This is a genomic window from Pseudoalteromonas sp. G4, from assembly GCF_028875915.1.
Lineage (GTDB): Bacteria > Pseudomonadota > Gammaproteobacteria > Enterobacterales > Alteromonadaceae > Pseudoalteromonas.
Genome location: NZ_JAPEHW010000005.1, coordinates 86,617 through 112,012 on the forward strand (window position 1 = coordinate 86,617; position 25,396 = coordinate 112,012).

The window sequence follows — 25,396 nt, forward strand, 5'->3', positions numbered from 1 at the left end:
CTCTATACTTGGCAACCAACAAGGTCGCACATTAGCTCAATCATCTTTAACCATTGAAACTCAAACTGTGCAATAAAATTAGTCATAGTTGCCCAAATAATCACAAGCCCAGCTAAAAGGGTAAAAGGAAAACCAATTGTAAAAATATTAAGTTGCGGCGCTGCACGTGTCATAACACCAAATGAAAAGTTTATCACTAGCATGGCAGTTAAAGGCGCTAACGACAACACTAAAGCAGTTGCAAACATCCAGCTGCCCCACAAAGCAATTTTTTGAAAGTTTGCAACGGGCCACCATGTTCCATCAATTGGTAGCGCAGTAAAACTGTGTACCAACATCTGAATCATCATTAAATGACCGTCATAAACCCAAAAAAGTAAGGTCGCTAAAATCAAATAGAATTGACCAACTGCAGGCACATTTTGCCCATTGGCAGGGTCAACAATCGATGCAAAACCTAAACCTGTTTGCATTGCTAGAATTTGACCTGCCAAAATAAAGGTATTCAGCATCATTACTGAAGCAAGCCCCATCGCTGCACCAATGAGTATTTGTTGCAGCACTACTAGTACCATTGGAAAACTAAATAATTCGTTAAATTGGCTCGGTGGCAAGATAGGCATTACAAGTAAGGTAACTAAGACGGAAAGTCCGAGCTTTACGCGCGTTGGCACGGTTTTAACACCAATACCAACCATCACCATAAACATCGCAGAGATACGTGCTAACGGTAATAAAAAATCTGATAAATATTGTACAAGCTGGCTAAATAATATTTCCATAAATAGCCCAGCTAGCCGGCAATTTGCGGAATAATCTCCACCATTTGATGGAAATAGTCAGTGAGTTTTTGTGTAATCCAGTGAGCACCGTAGATAAGCGCCAACAGCGTCACAACTAAACGTGGTAGAAAGCTTAATGTTTGTTCGTTAATTGAGGTTGCGGCTTGAAATATAGCCACAACCAAGCCCACAATTAAACTAGGTACGATAATCGCAGCAACAAGCTTTATAACAAGAAAGAGCGCATCACTCAGAACTTCAACAAATATTTCCGGTTGCATCTAACCTCCCGACATTTTGGTCTGGTTAAACATTGCTTTAGGTTCCTAAGCCATAACTACGGGCTAATGTTCCCATCACTAATGACCAGCCGTCGACTAATACAAACAGCATAATTTTAAAAGGCAGCGACACAATCATTGGCGATAGCATCATCATACCCATGGCCATCAAGACACTTGCAACCACTAAATCAACAATCAAAAAGGGAATAAAGAACATAAAACCAATAATAAATGCGGTTTGTAACTCGCTGGTAATGAACGCCGGGATAACAACAATAAACGGGGTATCTTCAGGTGCATCGAGTTTTTCATAGCCAGCTATCTTGGCAAATGTTTCTAAATCTGAAATACGGGTTTGCGACAACATAAATGCTTTAAGCGGCTCTTTTGCCTGGTCGAGCGCTTGAATAGATGTTAGCTCTTCTTTTAAATAAGGTTGAATAGCACGGTCATCAATTTGCTTATAGATAGGCGCCATAATAAATATGCTCATAAATAGAGCCATACCTACCAACAGCTGACTAGAAGGTGTTTGTTGTAAACCAATCGCTTGACGCAGTATTGCTAACACCACAATGATACGTGTAAACGACGTCATCATAATCACAGCTGCTGGAATAAAACTCAGCGCTGTCATCATTATCAATACTTGTAATGTGACTGAATACTCTTGCGCGCCATCTGCTGTGGTTTTAACAGTTAAAGCCTGTAAACCATCATTCGCAAACGCCATTTCTGGAAGGATAAAAAACAGCGCGACAACGAATAATTTAAGACACATTCGGTTCATATTATTTCTTATTTTTAGGATTCATAAAATGCGCCAATTGCTTGGCAAATTCTGGCATTTGCTGTTCTGCAAGAGGTGATTCTAACTGGTATAAATAGTTTATCGAACCTGATGTTACACCGAGTACATGGTGCTTATTATCCATCTCAACTACCAGTAACCTTTCTTTACTGCCCAAATTAATGGTTCGAATAACTTTAAAATCGTCGCTTTGTGTTATTTGTGGATTAAAGCGTTTAATTAACAGCCCCAAGATAACAATGCACACAACCACCAAGATTAAAGACAATAACATTGAAGCCAACTGTTGAAAACCCGCTGGCTCGGCTGCTAACACGTTAAATGGTAATAATAAAAGTGCAAGGCGTTTTATCATCGTAGCTTTTTGATCCGCTCAATTTGGCTGATAACATCCGTTAAACGAATACCAAATTTATCATTAACTACAACAACTTCACCATGCGCAATAAGTGTACCATTGACCAGTACATCTAACGGCTCACCAGCAACACGGTCAAGTTCAACCACTGAACCTTGGTTAAGCTGAAGTAAGTTACGAATACTAATTTTAGAACGCCCTACTTCCATCGAAATAGTGACTGGAATATCTAAGATTGTATCCAGCTTACGTTTTTCTTCTGTGGTTAAATCCGCTTTTGAATCTTCAGACAACTCTTCGAGTTCAGCAACTTCAGCTTCACCACCGTCTTCACCTTCTGCTTCAGCTAGGGCTGCAGCCCATTCGTCCATTGTATCTTGATCATCGCTCATACTAAATTTCTCTCAATTAATTACCAGTCGAGGTCTACACCATCTGATAAATGTAAATCTTCTTCTAATTGCTCTAATTCAGCATCTGAATCGAGCTTTTTACCACCTTTGGTAAATACATGCAGTTCTGACTTAACCGATTCAGGACGTTTAATCTTTTCGCTAATTTGTACTGCAACATTGTCGCGCGAACGTCCCATTTTAGCGCGATAAGTTGGTAAGTCTTCAATAAATACGGTGATATGCTCAGGCATTTCAACAGGAATGATATCGCCTTCTTTTAAGTCCATAATTTGCTGCAAACTTAAATCGACTTCAAGCATACGAGTACTCAAATCGACTTCCACATCCATGATTTCATCACGCAATGCCTTAGACCAACGTAAGTCTGTATCTTCAGTATCAGATTGAACACCTGCATCGAGTAATTCACGAATTGGCTCAAGCATTGAATACGGCAGTGCAATATGGAAGTCACCACCGCCACCATCAAGCTCAATATGAAATGAACTAATAACCACCACTTCAGTAGGGCTTACAATATTAGCCATTGCAGGGTTCACTTCTGAATCAAGGTATTCAAAAGAAACATCCATTACCGGCGCCCATGCTTCTTTATAATCTTCAAAGATAATTTTCAGCAGCATTTGTACAATTCGGCGTTCGGTGGGTGTGAATTCTCGACCTTCAATTTTTGCGTGGTAACGCCCGTCGCCACCAAAGAAGTTATCTACCAAAATGAAAACTAAGCGCGCTTCCATGGTGATTAAGCCGGTGCCTTTTAATGGTCTAAAGCGCACCATATTTAAACTGGTTGGTACAAATAAGGTGTGAATGTACTCACCGAATTTAATCATTTGAACGCCATTAATTGATACTTCGGCCGTGCGACGCATCATGTTAAACAGCGAAATCCGCATATGGCGAGCAAATCGTTCATTAACGATTTCAAGCGTAGGCATACGACCACGTACAATACGGTCCTGCGACGAGAAATCGTATTGCAGCGCGGAGGCATCGCTATCGCCGCCTTCGTCTATCTCTTCTTCATCAACATCATCAACGCCGTGTAAGAGCGCGTCAATTTCGTCTTGAGATAATAAATCGCTCACCTAAACTCCTAATTATTGCATTACAAAGCCAGTAAACAGAACACGTTCAACAACTTTGCTGTCTTCAATTTCAACTAATGCATTTTGCACTTCCGTCAGTGCGTTATAACGCAGCGCTTCTTTGCCTGCGGTTGTACCTAAATCGTCTGCGTTACTTGCTGAGAAAACGCGAAGAAGCGTATTTTCAATAAGTGGAATATGGCGCTTTGCGGTTTCTTCATTTACATCACCGCGCACTAAAAGTTGTACTTTAATTTGCACAAGGCGGTCTTTCGTGGCGCCTGGCACATTAAAAACAAACGGTCTTGGCATACCAACATACAGTGCACTACCCATTTCAGCGCTACTGCCTTTTGGTTGTCCTTCGCCACCTTCAGTCGAAGCGGTCTCTTCAGAAAGCGTTTCAGCAGGTGGACTGTCGTCACCGCCTAAAAAGAAAAAGGCACCGCCGCCACCTGCGAGTAAGACAACAACAGCAATGATGATAATCATCATCTTATTGCCTTTTTTCTCTCCACCTTCTTCTATTTCAAGATCTTTTTCTTCTGCCATTGTGACATTTCCATAGCTGCTATTTGTTATTTTATATAATAGTGCGTTTATTTCGGTTTAATAGCAATTAGTGTTATGCGTAAAAATCGATTCCATCTTGCTGTTTGCTGAGAATTTGTTCAGATACTTCACTACTGCTCTCAACGTTACCCTCATTCGGTAAAGAAGACCCTGAATTTTCTGCAGTTTGCTGCTCGCTCTGGCCTTGTTCAGAGACATTACTTTCACCTAAATTAATACCTTGCTCTGCAAGCATTTCTCGTAAGCGCCCCATCGACTGCTCGAGCATTTCTTTTGCTTGCTGACTTTGTACAACAAAGTTAATTTGCGCTTGCTCGGCATCTGATCGAATACGAATTTGCATTGAGCCAAGCTCTGGTGGATCAAGCCTAATCTCTGCTTCTTTGAGGTTCAGATTTAACAGCATATTTGCCTTATCGAACAATGCTTTTGCCGCATCACTTCGAGCGATATTAACAGGCTGCTGTAATGCTTGCTCAGCACTGGCGTGGGTTTGTTTTGTATTTTGGATTACCTGCGCTGTTTGCAACGCAATATGCTGTTGATTAACATCTCGTAATTCAGCTTGTTGTAACTGGCTAGATTGAATTTGCGCTACGAGCTGTGATAACACAGGTGTATTTGCATTATTTTTTAAAGAGTTAAGTAATTTACTAAAGCTAAGTGGTTGCTCATTATCTTGCTTTGCTAAATCAGTATCGATTTCAGCATCAAGTTTTTCACCGTCTGAAACCACTTGCTTTGTAATGCTACTTAATTCTACACGCGCTTGTTGTTTATGTTTATTGTCTTGAGTAATCGAAGCTGTTTGCGCTTGCGAAGTAACTTGCTGATTTAATAAATCAGAAGATTTTTGGTTAACGTTAGATGCATTCTCTGTATCATTCGATACCGCTTGTGCTACCGCACTGCCAACACTAGTGAGCGTATGTGGCATTTGTTTATCAGGATGCGTTATTGTGCCTACCTTATCAGCTGGAATAATAGTTTTGCCATTTTCGATTAATTGGCTAAGTGCATTTTGCGTTTTCTCATTCATCTTGATTGCATCATTATTTTTGATATCACTCTTGCTATCAACAGCTTCAGGTTCAACGCCTTCTTTTGAAGATTTAGCTAATACGGATTGCAGTGTCACGTTTTGTTGTAATGGTTTAGAATCAAGACGTTCAAGCACAATGTTAATTTTTTCAATAAGTTGACGTAGATCTTGTTTTGATAACCCAAGCTGCTCGCTACTTTCGTCGTCAAGTGTTGCAAAGAATTGCTTCAGTGTTGCTAAGTCAGCTTTATCTAATTTAGCGAATTCTTTTTCTAACGTAATTATGTTCTGGCTAAGCTTAATATCGCCTTCTTGCTCAATACTATTAATGGTATTTTCTGATACTTTAGCAATTAGTTTGCTATCGGTATTTTGCTCACTTACCGTCTTGGATAAACCTACATTCAGTGATTGGCTTTTAGTTAATTGATCAAGAAAGGCTGATGCATCTTCAGTTTCTGGCGCTGAATTATTCGCGTCAGTCAAAGCTGAGCGAGTTGTATTCGCAAATTCGTTAACGTGAGTACTTACTTTACGTTCTGAATTTTCAATCTCTGTGATGCCACTCTTATTTATTTCAATTTGACCTGTATCTTCTTCGTTCAAATCTTCTTTATTCTGATTTACGCTAGAATTAACTAACTGCTGATATTCCTTAGAGCGTGTAATTGAGACATCATCTTGACTAGGTAGTTTATCTGGCATGTCAGAAACTGGTTGTAGAATTTTCTCAGAGTTATCTTCACCATTATTCTGTTGAGAATCATCTTGAGTGCTTACTTTTTCTACCACATCAATATCTGATGCATCTGCTTCCTTAACTTCATCACTTTCGTTAGCTGCTTCTTGCGCAAACAAATTCAATTTATCTTTCGCGGCATCCAAGTGCTTTGTTTCGGACTCAGTTTGAACAGATTCGAATACGGCTAAAAAACTGCTTTTATTTTCAGCTTCTGAAGTAGAGGAAGTTAATCCCACATCAAGGTTTGTAACGCTTAACTGTGAATCAATTATTGCCATAACACGCTTCTCGTCTTGTTAAAGTTTGCCGCTTTTCGCTGGTATAGAAATAAAAGCAAGAACTAAGCCAGTGTTTTTCTATTTCTTACAAAAATATTGGTGGCAAATTCATCAAGTTGTTTTTGTTCAGCTTTTGCAAGTATTGCTTGCTGTTTTAACTGTTTTCGCTGCTTTAATTTTTCTATAGCTTCAAGCTTTGCTTTTTGCGCTAACCAAAGTTCCTCACGTTGTTTGAGGACTTTATTTGCCGTATTTATCGCATTCAATTGATGTTTTAAAGCATCATCTAGTTTGCCTATAAACTGCTGAAATTGATTATAATAACTGCCACCAACCCCCTGAGTTGCACGGTTTTGCAACTGCGCTAGGTAGTCAGAACGAAAAGTTTCGATACCAGTTAACTGACGCTGTAAATTAGCGAGGTGCTGCTGTGCACCGATAAAATCCATGCGTAACTTTTCTTCTTTATCTGATTCAAGCTTAATCAATAATGCAAGTTGATCGCGTGCCATTAACCTTGTCCTAGTATGCGTGATAAACTAATTAACCCTTCATCATAAGGGATTACATCTGTCATACCTTGCTGTAAAAAGTGATTAATACCCGGCATCATTTCAATGGTTTTATCTAACATCGGGTCACTGCCTTTTTGATATGCACCCAATGTGATTAAATCCTTATTCTGTTGATAAAGCGAATAGATTTGTTTTAATACTCTTGCCTGCTGCAGATGTGCTTCACTAATCACTTGCGGCATTACACGGCTGATTGATTTTTCGATATCGATGGCGGGGTAATGGCCTGAATCTGCTAACTCTCGGGATAACACAATATGACCATCAAGAATCGCACGAGCAGCATCAGCAATTGGATCTTGCATATCATCGCCTTCGGATAAAACAGTAAAAAACGCGGTGATACTGCCTTGCCCTTCCCCCCCATTACCAGCCCGTTCCACCAGCGCAGGTAATTTTGCAAACACCGAAGGTGGGTAGCCTTTCGTTGCTGGCGGTTCACCTACAGCAAGGGCTATCTCACGCTGTGCCATGGCATAACGTGTTACTGAATCCAATAACAATAAAACGTTCAATCCTTGATCTCGAAAATACTCAGCAATGGTAACTGCTGTTTCACAGCCTTTTAAGCGCATTAAGGGGGATGCATCAGCAGGAGCTGCAACCACCACTGAGCGTGCACGCCCTTCTGGCCCTAGTATTTCTTCAATAAACTCTTTTACTTCTCGACCACGTTCACCCACTAAACCAACCACAATAACATCCGCATTAGCGCCCCGGGTCATCATGCCAAGTAATACCGACTTACCCACACCACTTCCGGCAAATAAGCCCATGCGTTGGCCTTGACCAACTGTTAGTACTGAATTAATCGCACGTACGCCAACATCCATTGGTTGTTTAATAGGGCGTCTGGCAAGAGGATTGATTGGCTTAGCGGCAAATTTGAGTTTTGTTTCAGCCTGAATTGGTCCGAGCCCATCGAGCGGGCGACCTAGTCCATCAACGACACGGCCTAATAAACTCATGCCTACTGGTAGGCCAGCATCAGAGTGTTGTGGGATTACGCGCGCTCCTGGTAACACGCCAGAAATTGCATCATTGGGCATCAAATAAAGCGTGTCACCACTAAAACCAACTACTTCAGCCTCAACCAAACCGTGTTGCGTTTCGATTTTGCAGCTGCTGCCGACAGGTGCTTTTAAACCTTCCGCCTCCAGTGTTAAACCGACAACGCGTTTTAAACTGCCAGCAACCGCTGGACGATGTGTTTTGATTTTAGTTTGGTAACTGGCGAGACGCTCAGCAAGCCCTTGGCTCATAATTAACTGTCGTGATTTTGACTATCGATACCAGCTTCTTGCAAAAAGCTTTCCAGTATTTCTTTGAGGCGTAATTCTACCGAGTAATCAATTGATGAATTGTCAGAATTGATGTGAAGGCCTCCCTTAGTGATACTCGGCTCAACTACTAGCTTCCAATTTCTATCTGATAACTGTTCAGCGGGGATCGCTTGATTTACCAGTTCAAAATCTTCAGGGTTTAATAATATTTCAAGGGCATGATGCTGGTTTTTAAGTGCATCCGTTGCCACTTTCATTGCATTGAATATTGCTTTTTCATTAACGGTGAGTTCGCCATGAACAACCGCTTTAGCAAGCTCAGTTGCCAACAATACAACTTGCTTTTCAACTTCATTACTGACCTGCTCAAAAGGGGTTGCCAACTCATCAAGTAACTTGGTCAATTGCGCAATTTTTTCCGCAATTTCTGGTTTAGCGCTTTCTAAGCCTTCTTGCTTACCTTGCTCAAGCCCTTCTTCATAGCCTTTTTGTGCACCTTCCAACTTGCCTTGTTCAAACCCTTCTTGATAACCGGCTTCTTTGCCCTCAGCGTGGCCTTCTTGATAGGCCTCTTCACGGATCTGTTCGATTTCTTGTATGCTTAATGGGGTAAACTCTTCTTCCTGCTCAAGGGCTTGTTCTACCTGTTTTTTTTGATAAAGCTCTTCGAGCGATTTGCCCATTGCGGTAGAGCGGCCCTTGAGATTTCGTCGCTCATCCTTAACATCAGGGATAGGCCAACTTTCCAATAAGGTTTCAATGGCCTCTGCATTTTCAATTTTTTGACCTGAGCGGTACTTTCCTAGCTTCATAAATTAGAGGAACTCCTCACCACCGCCGCCACCAAGCATAATTTCGCCTGAGTCAGCAAGACGACGTGCCACACTGAGGATTTCTTTTTGCGCAGCTTCTACTTCACTAATACGAACCGGCCCCATAGCTTCAAGGTCATCAACCATCATTTCAGCGGCACGTTTAGACATATTATTAAGAATTTTATCTTTAAGTCCTTCATCAGCCCCTTTAATCGCTTTCATCAGTACATCTTGTTGTACCTCACGAAGAATCGCTTGAATACCGCGGTCATCCACATCGATTAAATTATCAAAGACAAACATTAAGTCTTGGATTTGTTGCGACATTTCTTCATCATGCTCGCGAATTGCATCCATTAGCTGACCTTCTACATTGGTATCGAGGTAGTTCATAATGTCTGCCGCAGCTTTCAAGCCACCCATTTTCGCAGCTTGCGCACCCGCTTGACCGGCAAATTGTTTCTCCATGATTTCATTTAATTCTTGTAATGCCGCTGGTTGAACTTCTTCAAGGTTGGCAATACGCATGGTTAAATCAAGGCGAACTTTTTCAGGAAACTGATTAATAATTTCCGCTGACTGTTCAGGCTCTAAGTAGGCAAGAACAATGGTTTGGATCTGCGGGTGTTCATTACGAATAATATTTGCTACCTGCTTCGAGTCCATCCATTTCAGTGAATCAAGACCTTTAGCTCCCGAGCCCATAATAATTTGGTCAATCAAATTCGCCGCTTTTTCTTCACCAAGTGCCGCAGTAAGTGCTTTCTTAATAAAGTCTTCTGATTGGAAGCCAATCGTACTAAAACTTTGAATTTGGTCTATAAACAACTTGTGTACAGCTGCTATTTTCGATTGACTTAAATCATCGAGACCCGCCATTGCCATACCCACTTTTTGCACTTGTTTTGGCTCTAAGTGCTTTAAAATTTGTGCAGCATCTTCTTCTGATAAGCTCAATAAAAGAATCGAGGCTTTTTCAACACCATCAAGCTTATCAACATCAAAACTAGCGTTCGATTGTTCTGCTACTTGGTTCTCTTGATCAGTCATCTTCGGTTAACCACGCTTTAACTACTTGAGAAGAAAGTTCCGGCTCATTTGCTACAAGTGCTCTTACAGCTTTCAGTAGGTCTTCATCGCCATGTAAATCTGGTAACTGAAGCGTACCATCAGGGCTAAAGCCTACCGCGGACTCGTCAAATTCTTGACTCAGCATATCAATTGTATCATCACCTAAGTCTACACCTGCAGATAGGCTTGCGTCATCATAATCCTCAGTTGTGTCTTCTGGACTAATTAGTTTGCGTAACATCGGACGTACAACAGCCAGAATCAGAACAATAATGACAAGCGCACCCAGTGCTAAACGAACAACTTTAAAGAACCACGGTTGCTCCCAAAGTGGTAACTCAATGACTTCACCCAGCTCTTCTTGCACAAATGGAATGGTTACGACTTCTAACGCATCCCCACGTTGCATATCAAAGCCAATACCGCCTTGCAGTAAACGACGAATATTTGCAAGTTCCTGTTGTGTACGAGGATCACGAGTGGCCTCACCGCCTTCTGCCACACCATTTTTATAGTTGACAGCAACAGATACACTAATACGACGAATTACACCCGTTTGTTGGCGCTTGTGCGAAATAGTGGTATCCAATTCATAGTTGCGTGTCGCTTCTTTACTGTTGCGACTTGGCATAGTGCTTTGCGATGAATCCGAGCCCGCTTGTTCAGGAATTTGAGAATTCACTGGTGGCTGGTTGGTAAGTGCACCAGGAATGCCCACTGCCAGACCGCCAATATTGGTATCTTCACGGGTCATCTCACTGCGCACTGCAGGTAAATCTGGGTTGAAACGTTTTTGTGTTTCTTCGATTGAACTAAAGTCCATCACTAAATCAACTTGAGCTGTGTAGTTCCCAAGACCAACCACAGGGATCATGATAGAGTCGATTTTTTCTAAATATTCTTGTTCACGTTTACGCTCAATTTCATACTCTTTGCGCGAACGGGCGGTCAGGGAGTTTTGCGAACCTGAATTCAGTAAGCGGCCATTTTGATCGGTTACAGTAACACGACTTGGCTCAAGTCCTTGTACCGCAGACGCTACCATATCCACCACCGAATCCACTTCTTCGCCATCAAGTGTACGACCGCGTCTTACTGTTAAAACTACTGTTGCACTAGGTTTTTTCTCTCTGCGTGCAAATACGTTTTCTTTTGGGATTGCAAGTAGCACTTTTGCACGGGCAACTTTGCTCAACTCTTCAATTGTTCGCGCAAGTTGTTGTTCGCGAGAGTGCTTTAAGCGTTCTCGCTCTAACCGCTGACTCACACCAAAACCCATATCTTGCATCAAAATTTCAGTGCCAGATGAAGGTGTTTGCTCTAATCCTTCTTTTGCCATTAATAGCTTAATGTTCTGATAGGCTTCTACCGGCACCATCACCACATTGCCATCAAGTTTATACTCAACTTTTTGCGCATCAAGGAATTCAAGGGTTTGGATAAGCTCATCCATTGGCATCTTGCCAAGTGGGCGCATATCAGGCTCTTTAGCCCAAATCATGATAAACACTGCAATTGCAACACAAATGGTTAATGCAATGATTAACGTCACTTGACGCATTACATCAACACCACTCAAGCTGCCAAGGAAACCCGATTTTTGTTCTTGATTGTCACTTTCCATGTCAGTGACAGCTAAGTCATTGGTGTCCATTGTTGTTAAATCTGTTGATGAATTAGCCACAACCCTACTCCACTATCGCTTAAACTGGCATGTTCATGATGTCTTTATAAGCTTCAACAAGCTTATTTCGCACCTGAACCGTTGCCTCAAAGGCCACTGATGATTTTTGTGAAGCGATCATCACTTCCGCAAGAGAAACATTGCGGTCACCCATTTCTAAAGCAGTTGCTTTTGCTTTTGAATCTGCTTGCAAACCGCTAACGGTATCTAACGCATCTTTAAGTAAGTTATTGAACTCAACTTGCGAGCTACCTTGAATGGTTTCAATCGGCTGTTTTGGTTTTGAGAAATTACTTGCTTCAACTGCAAGCGACTGCATTTCCTGATAAAGATTGTTTGCTGAAATATTCATGCTGACAAACCGTACTAAATAAACTTACCAATATGAATGCAAACTTAATGCCAGAAATAAAACCCTATTTATCAGTTATTTACAAAGCCATTATTTTGACAAGGTAGAATATTTAAACAACAAGAAGCCCTCAGAACGAGGGCTTAAGAAGAGTGAAACGCTTTCTTATGCAGGCAGCTCGATGCCCATTTCACGCATTTTTGCTAACTTGTAACGTAATGTACGAGGACTTATGCCAAGTTTATCCGCGACATCTTTACGTTTACCATTGCACGCTTTGAGCATATCAAGAATTATCGAGTTTTCTTTGTCTTTCAACTCTTGTTTGTATCCAAGTGACTCATCATGAATGGGGTCTTTGCTTTGTAACGTTGCAATATCAGGTATGATTTCACTTTTTTCTGCAGCATTCGCTGTAACTTTAGTCGATTGCAAACTAGCAACTGAGCCTAAGAAAATATCATCCGCATGAATGGTTTTATCACTTTGTAAAATCAACGCGCGTTGCACCACGTTTTCAAGTTCACGTACATTACCCGGCCAGGCATGACTTAATAATTTTGCTTTTGCAGCCTCATCAAATTGCACTGGCATGTCATTATTATGACGCTGAATTAAATGTTCTGCTAACGGGATAATATCCCCTGGGCGCTCTGCTAGCGGTAACCATTCAAGTGGAAACACATTTAAACGGTAATATAAATCTTCACGGAACACCCCTTCTGCAACCGCCTCTCGCAAGTCGCGGTTTGACGTTGCAAGAACGCGTACATCAAGTTTAATGGTTTTACGTGAGCCTAATCGCTCTACTTCACGCTCTTGCAGTACGCGTAGCAGTTTTGCCTGTAGACTTAAATCCATCTCAGTGATTTCATCAAGTAAAATGGTGCCACCTTGCGCCTGTTCAAACTTACCTGGGCAGGCTTGAATTGCGCCTGTAAATGCCCCCTTTTCATAACCAAACAATGTGGCTTCAAGCATGTTTTCAGGAATGGCTGCGCAGTTGATAGCAACAAAATTTTCTTCTGAGCGTAATGACTTGTCGTGGATATAGCGGGCCATAACTTCTTTACCCGAACCACTTGGACCCAGCACCATCACAGATGCATCTGACTTCGCTACTTTCTCAGCAAGTTTCATTAATGCTTTACTGGCAGGATCTTCTACAATAGGACCATCTTTAATCGATTCTTTTTCAGGTAGATAACGACTTACCATATTTAGCAATACTTCTGGCGCAAATGGCTTCGCCATATAATCAATAGCACCAAGACGCATCGCTTCAACTGCATCATCTATAGTGGCATATGCAGTCATCATTAATACTGGTAGATCTGGGTAATTTAGCTTGATGCTTTTAAGTAAATCGATGCCTGACATAGCCCCCATTTGCACGTCACTCACCACCAGTGAAATACCACCTTGTTTTAATTTGATAATGGCTTGTTCGGCACTATCGGCTTCAATGCAGCTAATATCTGCCAATGCTAAGGTATCAACTAAAGCTTCGCGTAAACCAGAATCATCTTCTACTACTAATACTTTTGCATCGCTCATAATGTCTCCTAACACGCTTTTTTGCCAATAATAGGAAGGTATAAATTAAATTCGGCACCACCGAGTTCACCATTGCCCGCTTTAACAAACCCTTGATGGCTGTTTGCAACCGACTGCACAACTGCAAGACCTAAACCTGTACCATGTGACTTGGTAGTAAAAAACGGTTCAAAAATTTGCTGAGCGGCATTTTCACTGAGACCTGGCCCATTATCTTGCACCGAAATTTTGACATGTTCCGCAAATCGCTCTGAACGCGTTGCGCTTAAAATAATTTTGCCACCTTGCCCAGATGCCTGCACTGCATTATGAACCAAGTTACTAATAGCGCTGCTAAGCGCCACTTTATTGGCAATTATCTCAATATCCGGCTCTGGTAACTTCAAATCAAGTTCACACTGCTGGCGCATTATCATGGCTTCAGACGCATTGGTAACATCTGTTAGTAATGCCTGCATTGATACGGGTGCTAACACTTGCTGTTCACCACTTTTAGCAAATAGCAGCATGTCATTAACTTGGCTTTCTAAATCTTGTAAACGCGACATCAGCTTTTCATGAAAATTGGTGCGCGCTGTCGGGTTTAATTTTTCAGACGATAAATTGGCGGCATATAACATTGCAGCAGAAAGTGGCGTACGCACTTGGTGTGCAAGCGAGGCGACCATTTTGCCTAATGCACTCAGGCGTTGCATATGTGCAATACGCGATTGTAACTGCCTTGTTTGGGTTAAATCTGTCATTAAGATCAACTGACCCGGCTCAGGTGTCAGTGGCGAGATATCAAGCTTTACTAAACGACCATCGCGTAATGTCACTTCATGACCATCACTACCGTTAGGTGCAAACGAGCGCTGAATAATCGTAAACCAACGTTCCCCCTCAAGCGGCTCTCCCAGTAAATCAATAGCGATTTGGTTTGCTTTCGCTACCATTCCTTTACCATCAAGCACAATCACACCGGCAGGCATGGTATCAACTAAATGACTCAACCAACTTGCTTGTTTTCTCAGTTCACTAAGTTCACCCACGTACTTTTCCTGCATCAAACATGGGTTATATACCTCGTGAAATTGTTGGGGTATGATTTGCGCTAATGCCATAATGGTACACCAATTAATTACTCTAACTAATGAGTACTTATACACGAAGTGTGCCAATTTTTATTTTTATATAATACAATAACTTAAAGCACAAAAAAGACGTCAATTATTTGTCTAAGGGATTTATATGTGCCAACGATGTGAGTGGCTCGATACCACAAAAGCGGATTATATTGCCTACCATGATACCGAGTGGGGCGTGCCATTATTTGATGACCATTTGTTGTTTGAGTTTCTTACACTTGAGTCAGCCCAAGCAGGATTAAGTTGGTATACCATTTTAAAAAAACGCGATAATTATCGAAAAGCCTTTGCTAATTTCGACCCAAATCAAGTCGCACAGTTTGATGAAAGTAAGAAGCTTGAGTTAATGGAAGACAGTGGCATTATTCGCAATCGACTTAAAATTAACGCCGCGGTAAATAATGCACAACAGTTTTTAGCGATTCAAAAGGAGTTTGGCAGTTTTGCCAACTATCAGTGGCAGTTTGTAAATAACAAACCAATAATTAACGACATCAACAGCAAAGGTGATTATCAAGCCACCACCAAAGAATCCGAAGCCTTTGCTAAAGACCTCAAGAAAAGAGGTTTTAAATTTTTAGGACCAACCACAGTTTATGCACATATGCAGGCTTGTGGCATGGTAAACGACCATCATAATCACTGTTTTCGCAAACAAGAAGTTATTGCACTCTACCCTTCTCTTTTTTCTTAACGAACCGCTTCCTAATCCTGCTTATTGATAGTCAAAAGTGAATAATGAATTCACTTTTGAACTATTAAAATTCAAATGAAGCTCAATTAAAGTGTGCCTATCTAATTAAGGAAATGATTATGGTTTTCGATAACGAAACTAAGTTCGGTACAGTTAGCAAAGTATTCCATTGGCTGAGTGCCATAGTAATTCTCGGACTATTTGCCGTCGGTTTCTGGATGGTCGATTTAAACTACTACAGCGAATGGTACCGCACAGCACCATATTGGCATAAGAGTATTGGTATTCTTTTACTTGGGTTTACGCTGGCTAGATTACTGTGGAAATTTATAACGCCATCACCAAAAACATTAACAACGCATACAAAGCTAACCCAATTAGCAACAAAATTAGGACATTTAGCGCTGTACAGCATTTTATTAGTGATCCTCATTAGCGGTTATCTCATTTCAACTGCAGATGGGCGTGCAATTGAAGTATTCACTTGGTTTGAAGTTATGAGCCTTGGTGAACTGATTGCAAACCAAGAAGACGTTGCTGGCAGCATTCATAAATATGCAGCTTACAGTTTAATGGCAATAGTATTAATACATATTTTAGCGGCGCTAAAGCATCACTTTATCGATAAAGATGACACCTTGCGCCGTATGATTAAGTAAATTTATAAGGAAAATGACGATGAAGAAAACACTATTAGCATCAGCTCTTGCACTTAGCAGTTTGGCTATGCCTGTAATGGCCGCAGACTATGTGATTGATACTAAAGGCGCCCATGCTTCGATTAATTTTAAGGTTAAACACTTAGGTTACAGCTGGCTAACAGGTCGTTTTAATACTTTTTCTGGAGAGTTCAACTACGATGAAAAACAACCTGAAGCGAGCAAAATTTCAGTAAACATTGATACAACCAGTGTTGATTCCAATCATGCAGAGCGCGACAAGCACTTACGTGACAGTGATTTTCTAGATGTTAAGAAGTTTTCAACCGCAACCTTCAACAGTACTAAAGTGACTGATTTAGGCAATGGTAAACTTGCTATAACAGGTATTTTATCACTGCAAGGGATTGAAAAAGAAATCACTATCGACGCTAAAAAAATTGGTGAAGGTAAAGACCCATGGGGTGGTTATCGCGCAGGTTTTGCTGGCACAACATCGATTCAAATGAAAGACTTTGGCTACAAAATGGACTTTGGTCAAATTGACTTTGACCTTCATATTGAAGGCATAAAAAAGTAAAAAGTTGATAAGATGAGCAGTTAAATCTCTGCTCATCTAAATCAAATAGTTACTTTCAATATCACATACGGAACTAAATTAAAGAAAACAATAAGTACTTTATAAAACGCAAAATACTGCACATAAAGTAAGTTGAGTGCTTTATGCTCTACATTAAAAAGCTGACTGTGAATTGTTACTATTGATTGGCGAAAAAGTAATAAAAGCACTGCGCTGACGCTTAAAATAACCATATTAACAATCGTTGACCATCCTAAAAAACTCACAATTTGTTCAATCGCCATAATATTTATTCCCTTCTAATTCATTACGCTAGATTAATCCAACCAACTAGTCATCGCAATGCTATCATGGCGTTTCTCTATAAACAGTGGTATTAATTTATAAAAAAGGAATTGGGATCAACAAAGACACTTTATTTTTTCATGGTTACTGATATAGTACTGTATAAAACAACAGTTGAAAAGGTGCGATATGGCCGTTGAGGTATGTTACAAAGTAGTTAGAGATGGGGTGGAACGAATGACATTTACATCAAAAAAAGATGCGGACGCATATGACAAAATGTTAGACATCGCGGAAGCACTTGAAGCCATGTTAGGCGAAGTCGATGTACCACTGAGTGATCAACAAAATGAAGCGCTAGCATTAGAAATGGCTAAACGCAAAGATCAGTTTATTGCAGCTCTCAAAGGCGGAAAGCCCACCCCGCCAAACAACAAAGCAAAAGTAACTGACATTAAAAAAGTCAGCTAAATAAAAAAGCCACCTAAGCGGTGGCTTTTTTAATAGCAATAATCTTACTTGATTACAGTCGCAACGGCATCTGCAAAGTAATCGATGTTTGCTTTACTTACACCTGCAACATTCACACGACTTGAACCAACGATGTAAATTGAATACTCTTTTTGTAAACGCTCAATTTGCTCAGGCGTAATACTTAAGAAAGAAAACATACCGTGTTGCTTTTCAATAAATGAAAAATCTTGTGCAACACCACGGCTGTGAAGCGCTTCTACAATGGTGCTACGTAAACCGTTAATACGATTACGCATTTCAGCTAATTCCTGATGCCACTCAGCAGTTAGTTCTTCACTGCCTAAAATAGTATCAACAATAGTTGCACCGTGTGCAGGTGGCATCGAGTAAATACTACGAACCACACTTAACAGTACTGAGTTGGCAATATCAGCAACAGCACTTGATTCTGAGATAATTGAACATGCACCAATACGCTCACGGTATAGACCAAAGTTTTTCGAACAAGATGAGCAGATAATCATCTCATCAACTGTAGCTGCTAATAAACGAAGACCTGCAGCGTCTTCATCTAAACTTGTGCCGAAGCCTTGGTATGCAATATCAACTAACGGAGTAAAACCAACCTCTTTAGCAAGATCAGCAACTTGTTGCCATTGTTCTGCATTTAAGTCCATACCACTTGGGTTATGACAACATGCGTGAAGTAAAACAATATCGCCTTTTGGAACAGTTTTAAGTGTCGCCATCATTTCGTCAAACAATAGGCCTTTATTCGCATAGTCGTAATAAGGATATTCTTTAACGGTTAAACCTGCAGCGGAAAACAAACCAATGTGGTTTGCCCATGTCGGCGTCGTTACCCAAACACTTGCATTTGGATTTGCTTTAGCAATAAATTCTGCCGCAACACGAAGTGCGCCTGTGCCACCTGGAGCTTGTGCTGTTCTTACACGATTTCCTAAAAGTGCTGGATGCTCACCAAGTAAAAGAGTTTCCATTTTTGCACAAAAACCTAAGTCGCCAGCTAAGCCAATGTAAGACTTGCTAGTTTCATTATCTAAGCGGAATTTTTCTGCTTTTTTTACACAGCTTAGAATTGGCGTATCGCCTTCTTCAGTTTTATAAACACCTACGCCTAGGTCGATTTTATTTGGATTTGTATCTTGGCGGTATTTAGCCATCAAACCTAAAATTGGATCCGTTGGTAATGGCTTTAAGTTTGCAAACATAGTTATCTCTTAAATTGATTTTTTGCTATGGGATGAAGCCTTAGCTTATCACACTCTTAGTTTTGAAGAAGTATCTAAAGAAAATTTCATGACATGATTGTATAGAACTTTTTGCTTTAGATTATTCAGGTAAGTAATTGGGCACAACCTCGCATATAGCTTGTAAAAGCGCTAATGCATCCTGATTAAAAACGTCATTATCAAATGCTTCAGCGTCTATGATGCCTAACACCTCACCTGAATCTGAAAAATACGGTAAACACACTTCTGATTTAACCGCAGGATCGCAGGTATAATATTCACCGCCATTAGCCACATATTGCTTAACGTTATTAATCACTCGGCCTTTTCCATGTAATGCAACAAACGCATTATTGCTTATACGCGCATAGTTCTCATCTACTGGAAATAATGGACGGCTTGGATTACCAAAATAACTTAATTTAAGTAGCTGTGTTTGACCTTCAATCTGACGCGATTGGTAAATTCCAAACCAATCAATAAGCTTTTGTTTCTCAACAAAAGAAACAACACTTGTTAGTGCTGCTAAAGCTTGAGTATTTGACTCGTTTGCTGCAATGTATTGGGTTAACTCAAAGGGAGCTTCTTGTAACTGACCAAATAAACTGCAACTGCCACCTTCACCAAGCTCTGGAATTAAATACTGCCATACAATTTGTTGTTCATTTGATTGCTGAATTTCGGTTTCAAGTTGCTGACGAAAATCCGCCACTTTAGCTGGGTCGATTACATAATCAGTAAAATCTATTGAATTAGCCATCTAAACATCTACACTTCTTAATTTAAAGTTAGAGTTTATATTTCTTTTATGTTGTTATGCAAGCAAAGTTTAACTGTGAATTAACGAGTAAGTTACCGTAATTTTATTGCCACATTCATTTAAGTTAACAGACTCAGCAATTTCCTTAATTAAGCTAAGGCCTCTGCCATGAAAGTTACTGTCATCATGCGCATCTGTTTTAATAAACCCACTGCCAGAATCTGCGATAGTAAAACTGATTTTAGGAGTATCAGGGGTATAACTGATATCTAATTTAATTTCACCGTCAGTCAAATCAGCTAAACGTTCAGCACGCAATTCGTAGTACTGACAAAAACCATCATCGCTATCTTTGAGGCTCGATTCTAACCCCAATACGCCATGCTCTAATGCATTATTAAAGGTTTCTGAAATAAGTAAAAATAAATTTGAACGATGATCTGAACATCCTTTAATGGCACAAATCATTTCGACCACGTCGAGTACAGGATCAGTGCTTTTTAAACGTTCTGCATCAAGTGCCATTGAAACATTAAGCGGTGTACTCATGTATTCATCACTTAGCTTCGGCTTTATTGGTGATGGCAAACACTTTATAAGGGCTAAACTGAGATCATCTTGTTGATCTTGCTTGCCTGTAAAACGCTTAACTGATTCAACAATAGAGCCGAGCTCAGTAAACGAAGGGGCAGATACTTTGCGTAACAAACGCTCTTCACCAAAAAACTCGCCTCGGTTGTTTTCGGCCTCAATTACACCATCCGTGTACAAGATAATTTTGTCATTTAAATCAGTCTCAACATACACAGTGTCACGCTCAAATTCATATTCATCTAGAATCCCTAACGCCATGTGTCTTGATGTCAGTTTTTGTTTTATTTTTCCATCTTTACTTAGTAAAAAGCCATCGGGCAAACCACCTAACCAAGCAGAAAAAGAGCGACCCGAGCTATTCAATTCAAGAATTGTCGCAGCACAAAACATGTTACCCGGCAATAAATCATACAAGGTGTGGTTTAACTCAGCGGCAATATCACCAACAGATAACCCTTTTTGAGTCATAGAATAGAAAATTTTTGACGCAGGAAGAGCGCCCATTGCAGCAGCTAACCCATGCCCTGTGAAATCCCCCATCAGCACATATACCCCACCTGTACAGCTGGGCGCCATTAAAAATAAATCACCATTAAACATTGAGGCAGGTGAGAGATTAAATTCGATAAGTTCAGGTAATAAAAAGCGGTTTTCTAGTGCGTTATCAAAAATATGTTCGACTAACTCGTGCTCTCGTTCGGTATGAAGTTGATAATACGCAAGCTCGCGATTTTGTTTATACGTTTTTTTGCTTAATTCACGAGTACGCGCATGAGCTTTAATTTTTGCTGACAGTATAACTTTGTCAAACGGCTTGTTGAGAAAGTCATCACCACCAACTTGCAAACACTTTTCAAGGCTGCTTTTGTCATCAAGTGCAGTAATAAAGATGATGGGTAAATAAACTTCTGCAGATTTTGCCTTAAGCAATGGCGCAACCTCAAAACCATCCATTTTGGGCATCACAACATCGAGTAAAACAAGATCGGGGGCAAATTCATCAAAGACGGTTAGCGCTTCCTCTCCGTCCACTGCAAGAGCAACTTGATGCTGCTCCTGCTCGAGCATAAAACGCAAAAGATTGCGGTTTAGCTCCTGATCATCAACAACCAATATTTTCATTGGTTAATCAATCAATATCAAATTTCTTATCAAAACGCGAAATTTGCAAAATCTTTTTAATTTGTGGTCTGCAATTTGTTATATGAATGCCACTAACCGAATCACCAAGTGACTTTTTCATATTGAGCAACATGCCTAAAGCAGAGCTGTCCATATACTCGGTTTCACGTAAATCGATAATGACTTTTGGGGTACTACTGCCAACATCTGCATAAGCACTTCTAAATGATTGAACTAGGTTAAAATCAAACTTGCCCTTAATTTCAATCGTAAATAATTTGCCATCTGGCGAAAGAGCCTTATTCAAACTCATTTAATTCTCCTTGGAATGTCCAAATGCATTGCTAAAATCACGCCATTCGCTTTATTTAAATTAAGTATCTAACCCGCTAATTTGCAAATAATAACTGAAAAAAAACTAAAATAGATAGGACAAATAGTATATTTAAAAAATATGTTAAACTTGCGACATTAGTAATTACTTGGATTTTGTATGTCTGATTCAAATTTAGTTTACTCCACTGAAACCGGAAGAATAAAACAACCCAAAGAAGCACCTGAGTTTGAGGTCAAGTTATTTAAAGATGGCGCTGTGCGCATTGAAAGGCAAACAAAAGGACGCAAAGGCAAAGGCGTAATGCTAGTTGTCGGTATCAACCCAGAAGAGCACGATATCAAGAAGTTGGCAAAATCCCTTAAATCTAAAATGGGACAAGGCGGCGCAGTGAAAGATGGCGTAATTGAAATCCAGGGTGATGACCGAGAAAAGTTAAAAGGACTGTTAGAACAACAAGGCTTTAAGGTAAAAATTGCTGGCGGATAATATAATTGGGAGATAACCTCGGTTATCTCCCAACCTCAAATCACGGCTAAAACTTGTGGCCTTGAATTTTATCAATCATCAATGAAATTTCATGTTCTGGTACAGGCTTGCTATAGAAATAGCCCTGCACTACATCACAATTATTCAATTTCAAAAACTCAACTTGCTCGTCACTTTCTACACCTTCAGCAACTAACTCAAGATTAAGTTTCTGTGCCATTGCAATAATCGCGGCAGTAATTTCCATATCATTGCTGTCTTCTGGTATATCTTTAATGAAAGAGCGGTCAATTTTAAGAATATCGAGAGGAAAACGTTTTAAATAACTTAAAGACGAATAACCGGTACCAAAATCATCAATCGACAATGACACCCCCAGCGCTTTAAGTTGATGCATCTGCTTAATTGAACCCTCAACATCACCCATTAGCATACTTTCTGTCAGCTCTAAGTGAATTCGCGCAGCATCTATTCCTGTTTTGGCGATTACTTTTTCTAGCAATGGAATCAGGCTCGTATCTTTAAATTGGCGTGCCGATAAGTTAATTGAAATATTACTGCCGTGATCTTTCAAGGCCATACGCTGTGCGAAGGCACACGATTCCCACAATACCCACTCACCTAATTCAACAATTAAGCCTGTTGTTTCGGCGATTGGAATAAACTTGTCAGGGGCAATATAACCTAACGTTGGATGATGCCATCGAATAAGCGCTTCAAAACCAACAATTTGATCATTATTAATGTTGATTTGAGGCTGATAATAAAGCTCAAACTGCTGCTCTTTAATACCAATTCTAAGTTCATTTTCAATGAACAAGCGCTCTTTTGCTGCAGCATCTAAGGTGTCATTGTAGAAATAATAGGTGTTTTTACCGAGCGCTTTTGCTTCATACATTGCAAGATCAGCATGCTTAAGCAAGACATCTTCTTCAGGACTTTGTTCCGACGCCATAGTAATACCAATACTGGCACTTACAATAACCTCATTACTACCTAAGCGAATTGGTTGGCTTAAGGTATTTTGAATCGTTAAAGCGACATCAGCAGCCTGCTCTCTGTCATCTATACCGCTAAGTAAAACAGCAAATTCATCACCACCTAAACGTGCAATGGTATCTTCAGCGCGAAGGCGCTTTTGTAGACGTTGTGCCACTTCTAGAAGCAATTGGTCACCAGCGTCATGACCTAGCGTATCATTGATACGTTTAAACTCATCTAAGTCAAAATAAAAGAGCGCAAAAGAATAGTGACCACGCAAAGCTAAAGCTAAAGATTTCTTTAATTGCATACGGAATAACGCACGGTTAGCAAGCCCGGTTAATGTGTCATAGTAGGCCAGCTGTTCCATTTTGCGCTGACTTTCTTTAACAAACGAAATATCCTGCGCTGATGCCACATAGCTATACACTTTGTGATTATCGTCACGGATAGGTGAAACCGATAATGAGACCCAAAGCGCACGTTTATCCGTATTGTGTAATAGTGTGTCACCCTTCCAGTGATGACGAGCTAGTAAGTCCTGTACGATGTCTTCTACTAAGATCATCATATCAGGCTCCATTAGCACCAATAATGGCTGACCAATAAAATGACTTTTCTCAAACCCTGTCATTTCAATCAATTTCGGGTTTACATATTCAATATTCAAATGCTCATCAGTAATGACAACTGCTGAGCCCGAGAATTCAACGGCTTTAGAAAGACGACGAGCACGCTGCTCTGCTTGTTCTTTTTCAGCAAGCTCTAGGCGTAAATCACCCATAGTTTTTTCAAGCTTGCCAGCCATTGCACCAAACTCAAAATTCAAAAGGCCAATTTCATCTTTATTTACTGCCAATTTTTGCGCTGTTTCAAACTGCCCTCTTGCTACTTCACGAGAGCTTGCAACCAGTGCTTTAATGCGTTTAATAACTAAGTGTGACAGTGTTTGATGAAGTAATAATACGACCAAAACAGCATATAAGATAAACAGACCAAAGAACTTAACTTCAATTTCATCTATTGCTGAAAGCGCTTCTGAATGGGTTTTATAAACGCCAATATACCAATCAAAATCACTAAACTTCTTGATACTAAAAATGTGTTTACTGTCATCAATAGCGAACTCGCCCTGCAACTCATGGCGTTTATTAACCAATAAATTATCTACTTGCGAGCGCAACTCTTCTGGCAACTGTTTTTTTGTATTCAGTGTGTCGTTCATGCTGCCACTGATACGGGTAATAATGTCTGTTTTACCTTCAAACTGAATTATTTGCCCTGCACTGTTAAGCACAAACAGTTTTGCATCACCCACTTTATCTGGAAACATTGCCTGTAATTTGGGCAACTCAATATCACTACCAGTTACACCTTTAAATTCGCCACCATAATGCAAAGGCACAATCAGGCTTATCACCCAACGTTCCCAAATATCGTCATAATAAATGGGAGTCCAAGAAGCCTCTAGATTAGGGTTAGATTTCGGAGTACCGATTTCATAAAACACATCTTGTCTAAAATCGTGGCTTGCAGGCACGTTAAGTGCCCAATTAGGTGGAGAAATGCGAATAAAGCGATCTTGGCTTATAAAGTAGAAATTAAAGAAGGTTTCATCTGTTAAAATGGGTGCTAGTTGCGACCACACCTTTTCAGTTTGGGCAAAAATACGTTTGTATTCGTGACTATAACTTTGCTGGGGTAAGAATGCAGCAGAACGCACACCGGCCACATTCGTGCTAGAGGAGCTACGAATACTACCATCTTTTCCAAATACTAATTTGCTTGGTACTATTTTTTCAGCAAGTGCCGACTCTGAATATAACGCTTCAGTCACAATCGTATTAGCGTCAATCGCTATTCGTTTTTTTTCGTTAAGAAGACTTTCAAAACGCTCTACAAAAGGCTTTGAAAGCTCGGTAAGCACACCATACTCTTCAAAAAGTAACTGCTTTCGCTCAGATTTTACCATCAAGTAGGCAGCGGTTAATCCAGCGATTAAACAAATCGCCGATATTAGTATGGATAACTTAGCACTTAGCGCGTTGATACCAAAACTCGCATCCAAATGTTTAGAGTTCACAATGTAACCTTACTTCTGCTGCAACTCGTTTTTATTATGCTTTGAACTATAAAAGAATCTAATCAATTTCTACACCTTTTTTTAGGTTTAATGCAAAAAAGCCATAATAAATAATGATAAATTTTATTCTCAAGCAAGATACAACCATTTAACAGTTGACTTTGCCACCACTTCTTCCTACATTCGAACTATGAACAGATTAATTTTTAACTTTAGCTTCTTTTTTCACCATCCGTAACTCGGGAGGCGA

Annotated in this window: 27 protein-coding genes; 5 read left to right on the forward strand and 22 right to left on the reverse strand. The window is 40.2% G+C overall.

The window, feature by feature from the left end:
- Positions 1-2: 2 nt before the first annotated feature.
- From fliR to ON073_RS03970, 16 genes are all read right to left on the reverse strand, one after another.
- Positions 3-782: a flagellar biosynthetic protein FliR gene (fliR, locus tag ON073_RS03895; RefSeq protein ID WP_274760557.1), complete on the reverse strand. Its 780-nt coding sequence runs from the start codon at positions 780-782 to the stop codon at positions 3-5.
- An 11-nt stretch (positions 783-793) separates the two neighbouring features.
- On the reverse strand, positions 794-1,063 hold the full coding sequence (fliQ, locus tag ON073_RS03900) for a flagellar biosynthesis protein FliQ (RefSeq protein WP_274760558.1): 270 nt from the start codon (positions 1,061-1,063) through the stop codon (positions 794-796).
- 37 nt (positions 1,064-1,100) lie between these two features.
- Positions 1,101-1,799: a flagellar type III secretion system pore protein FliP gene (gene fliP, locus ON073_RS03905; protein WP_274760582.1), complete on the reverse strand. Its 699-nt coding sequence runs from the start codon at positions 1,797-1,799 to the stop codon at positions 1,101-1,103.
- Positions 1,800-1,857: 58 nt separating this feature from the next.
- Entirely contained in the window at positions 1,858-2,232 is a 375-nt protein-coding gene (fliO, locus tag ON073_RS03910; RefSeq protein ID WP_274760559.1) for a flagellar biosynthetic protein FliO, read from the reverse strand.
- The gene (gene fliN / locus ON073_RS03915; RefSeq protein WP_038640627.1) at positions 2,229-2,627 is read right to left on the reverse strand and encodes a flagellar motor switch protein FliN; all 399 of its coding nucleotides are present in this window, start codon (positions 2,625-2,627) and stop codon (positions 2,229-2,231) included. Before fliN ends, fliO begins: the two co-directional genes overlap by 4 nt.
- A gap of 20 nt (positions 2,628-2,647) precedes the next feature.
- Positions 2,648-3,739: a flagellar motor switch protein FliM gene (fliM, locus tag ON073_RS03920; RefSeq protein WP_274760560.1), complete on the reverse strand. Its 1,092-nt coding sequence runs from the start codon at positions 3,737-3,739 to the stop codon at positions 2,648-2,650.
- A gap of 12 nt (positions 3,740-3,751) precedes the next feature.
- Positions 3,752-4,291 (reverse strand): flagellar basal body-associated protein FliL, encoded by a 540-nt coding sequence (gene fliL / locus ON073_RS03925; RefSeq protein WP_274760561.1) that lies wholly within the window; start codon positions 4,289-4,291, stop codon positions 3,752-3,754.
- A gap of 73 nt (positions 4,292-4,364) precedes the next feature.
- Positions 4,365-6,374, reverse strand: a complete 2,010-nt coding sequence (locus ON073_RS03930) for a flagellar hook-length control protein FliK (protein ID WP_274760562.1) — start codon at positions 6,372-6,374, stop codon at positions 4,365-4,367.
- Between the two features lie 62 nt (positions 6,375-6,436).
- Positions 6,437-6,886, reverse strand: coding sequence for a flagellar export protein FliJ (fliJ, locus tag ON073_RS03935; RefSeq protein ID WP_274760563.1), 450 nt, complete (start codon positions 6,884-6,886; stop codon positions 6,437-6,439).
- Entirely contained in the window at positions 6,886-8,211 is a 1,326-nt protein-coding gene (gene fliI / locus ON073_RS03940) for a flagellar protein export ATPase FliI (RefSeq protein WP_274760564.1), read from the reverse strand. Before fliI ends, fliJ begins: the two co-directional genes overlap by 1 nt.
- A 2-nt stretch (positions 8,212-8,213) precedes the next feature.
- The gene (gene fliH / locus ON073_RS03945; protein WP_274760565.1) at positions 8,214-9,044 is read right to left on the reverse strand and encodes a flagellar assembly protein FliH; all 831 of its coding nucleotides are present in this window, start codon (positions 9,042-9,044) and stop codon (positions 8,214-8,216) included.
- Between the two features lie 3 nt (positions 9,045-9,047).
- Positions 9,048-10,097 (reverse strand): flagellar motor switch protein FliG, encoded by a 1,050-nt coding sequence (gene fliG / locus ON073_RS03950; RefSeq protein WP_274760566.1) that lies wholly within the window; start codon positions 10,095-10,097, stop codon positions 9,048-9,050.
- A complete protein-coding gene (gene fliF, locus ON073_RS03955; RefSeq protein ID WP_274760583.1) occupies positions 10,090-11,772 on the reverse strand; it encodes a flagellar basal-body MS-ring/collar protein FliF in 1,683 nt (560 codons plus the stop codon). Before fliF ends, fliG begins: the two co-directional genes overlap by 8 nt.
- Positions 11,773-11,821: 49 nt before the next feature.
- Positions 11,822-12,154 (reverse strand): flagellar hook-basal body complex protein FliE, encoded by a 333-nt coding sequence (gene fliE, locus ON073_RS03960; RefSeq protein ID WP_274760567.1) that lies wholly within the window; start codon positions 12,152-12,154, stop codon positions 11,822-11,824.
- A 165-nt stretch (positions 12,155-12,319) separates the two neighbouring features.
- The gene (locus ON073_RS03965; RefSeq protein ID WP_274760568.1) at positions 12,320-13,711 is read right to left on the reverse strand and encodes a sigma-54-dependent transcriptional regulator; all 1,392 of its coding nucleotides are present in this window, start codon (positions 13,709-13,711) and stop codon (positions 12,320-12,322) included.
- Positions 13,712-13,719: 8 nt separating this feature from the next.
- Positions 13,720-14,814 carry a sensor histidine kinase gene (locus ON073_RS03970; RefSeq protein ID WP_274760569.1) on the reverse strand — a complete coding sequence of 365 codons (1,095 nt, stop codon included), beginning with the start codon at positions 14,812-14,814 and terminating at the stop codon, positions 13,720-13,722.
- 127 nt (positions 14,815-14,941) lie between these two features.
- Here ON073_RS03970 and ON073_RS03975 point away from each other — a divergent pair, with 127 nt between their 5' ends.
- The 3 genes from ON073_RS03975 to ON073_RS03985 all read left to right on the forward strand — a co-directional run bounded on the left by ON073_RS03975 (position 14,942) and on the right by ON073_RS03985 (position 16,771).
- On the forward strand, positions 14,942-15,532 hold the full coding sequence (locus tag ON073_RS03975; protein WP_274760570.1) for a DNA-3-methyladenine glycosylase I: 591 nt from the start codon (positions 14,942-14,944) through the stop codon (positions 15,530-15,532).
- Positions 15,533-15,651: 119 nt separating this feature from the next.
- Positions 15,652-16,191, forward strand: coding sequence for a cytochrome b (locus ON073_RS03980; RefSeq protein WP_274760571.1), 540 nt, complete (start codon positions 15,652-15,654; stop codon positions 16,189-16,191).
- 19 nt (positions 16,192-16,210) lie between these two features.
- A complete protein-coding gene (locus tag ON073_RS03985) occupies positions 16,211-16,771 on the forward strand; it encodes a YceI family protein (RefSeq protein ID WP_274760572.1) in 561 nt (186 codons plus the stop codon).
- Positions 16,772-16,812: 41 nt separating this feature from the next.
- Here ON073_RS03985 and ON073_RS03990 read toward each other — a convergent pair whose 3' ends face one another.
- The gene (locus ON073_RS03990) at positions 16,813-17,055 is read right to left on the reverse strand and encodes a DUF6868 family protein (protein ID WP_274760573.1); all 243 of its coding nucleotides are present in this window, start codon (positions 17,053-17,055) and stop codon (positions 16,813-16,815) included.
- A gap of 190 nt (positions 17,056-17,245) precedes the next feature.
- On the opposite strand from ON073_RS03990, the gene ON073_RS03995 reads away from it, so the two are divergent.
- Positions 17,246-17,527, forward strand: a complete 282-nt coding sequence (locus ON073_RS03995; RefSeq protein ID WP_274760574.1) for a YebG family protein — start codon at positions 17,246-17,248, stop codon at positions 17,525-17,527.
- A gap of 44 nt (positions 17,528-17,571) precedes the next feature.
- On the opposite strand, the gene ON073_RS04000 is transcribed toward ON073_RS03995, so the two are convergent.
- The 4 genes from ON073_RS04000 to ON073_RS04015 all read right to left on the reverse strand — a co-directional run bounded on the left by ON073_RS04000 (position 17,572) and on the right by ON073_RS04015 (position 21,572).
- The gene (locus ON073_RS04000) at positions 17,572-18,762 is read right to left on the reverse strand and encodes an amino acid aminotransferase (RefSeq protein ID WP_274760575.1); all 1,191 of its coding nucleotides are present in this window, start codon (positions 18,760-18,762) and stop codon (positions 17,572-17,574) included.
- A gap of 121 nt (positions 18,763-18,883) precedes the next feature.
- Positions 18,884-19,543 carry a GAF domain-containing protein gene (locus tag ON073_RS04005; RefSeq protein WP_274760576.1) on the reverse strand — a complete coding sequence of 220 codons (660 nt, stop codon included), beginning with the start codon at positions 19,541-19,543 and terminating at the stop codon, positions 18,884-18,886.
- 69 nt (positions 19,544-19,612) lie between these two features.
- Complete coding sequence (locus tag ON073_RS04010; RefSeq protein WP_274760577.1) at positions 19,613-21,259, reverse strand: ATP-binding SpoIIE family protein phosphatase; 1,647 nt, start codon at positions 21,257-21,259, stop codon at positions 19,613-19,615.
- Positions 21,260-21,266: 7 nt separating this feature from the next.
- Positions 21,267-21,572, reverse strand: a complete 306-nt coding sequence (locus ON073_RS04015; RefSeq protein WP_274760578.1) for an STAS domain-containing protein — start codon at positions 21,570-21,572, stop codon at positions 21,267-21,269.
- A 180-nt stretch (positions 21,573-21,752) separates the two neighbouring features.
- Between ON073_RS04015 and ON073_RS04020 the strand changes: the two genes are divergently transcribed.
- Entirely contained in the window at positions 21,753-22,082 is a 330-nt protein-coding gene (locus tag ON073_RS04020) for a stress response translation initiation inhibitor YciH (RefSeq protein ID WP_274760579.1), read from the forward strand.
- A gap of 46 nt (positions 22,083-22,128) precedes the next feature.
- Here the strand turns inward: ON073_RS04020 and ON073_RS04025 are convergent, their stop codons facing one another.
- Positions 22,129-25,146, reverse strand: coding sequence for a bifunctional diguanylate cyclase/phosphodiesterase (locus ON073_RS04025; RefSeq protein WP_274760580.1), 3,018 nt, complete (start codon positions 25,144-25,146; stop codon positions 22,129-22,131).
- Positions 25,147-25,396: the final 250 nt, after the last annotated feature.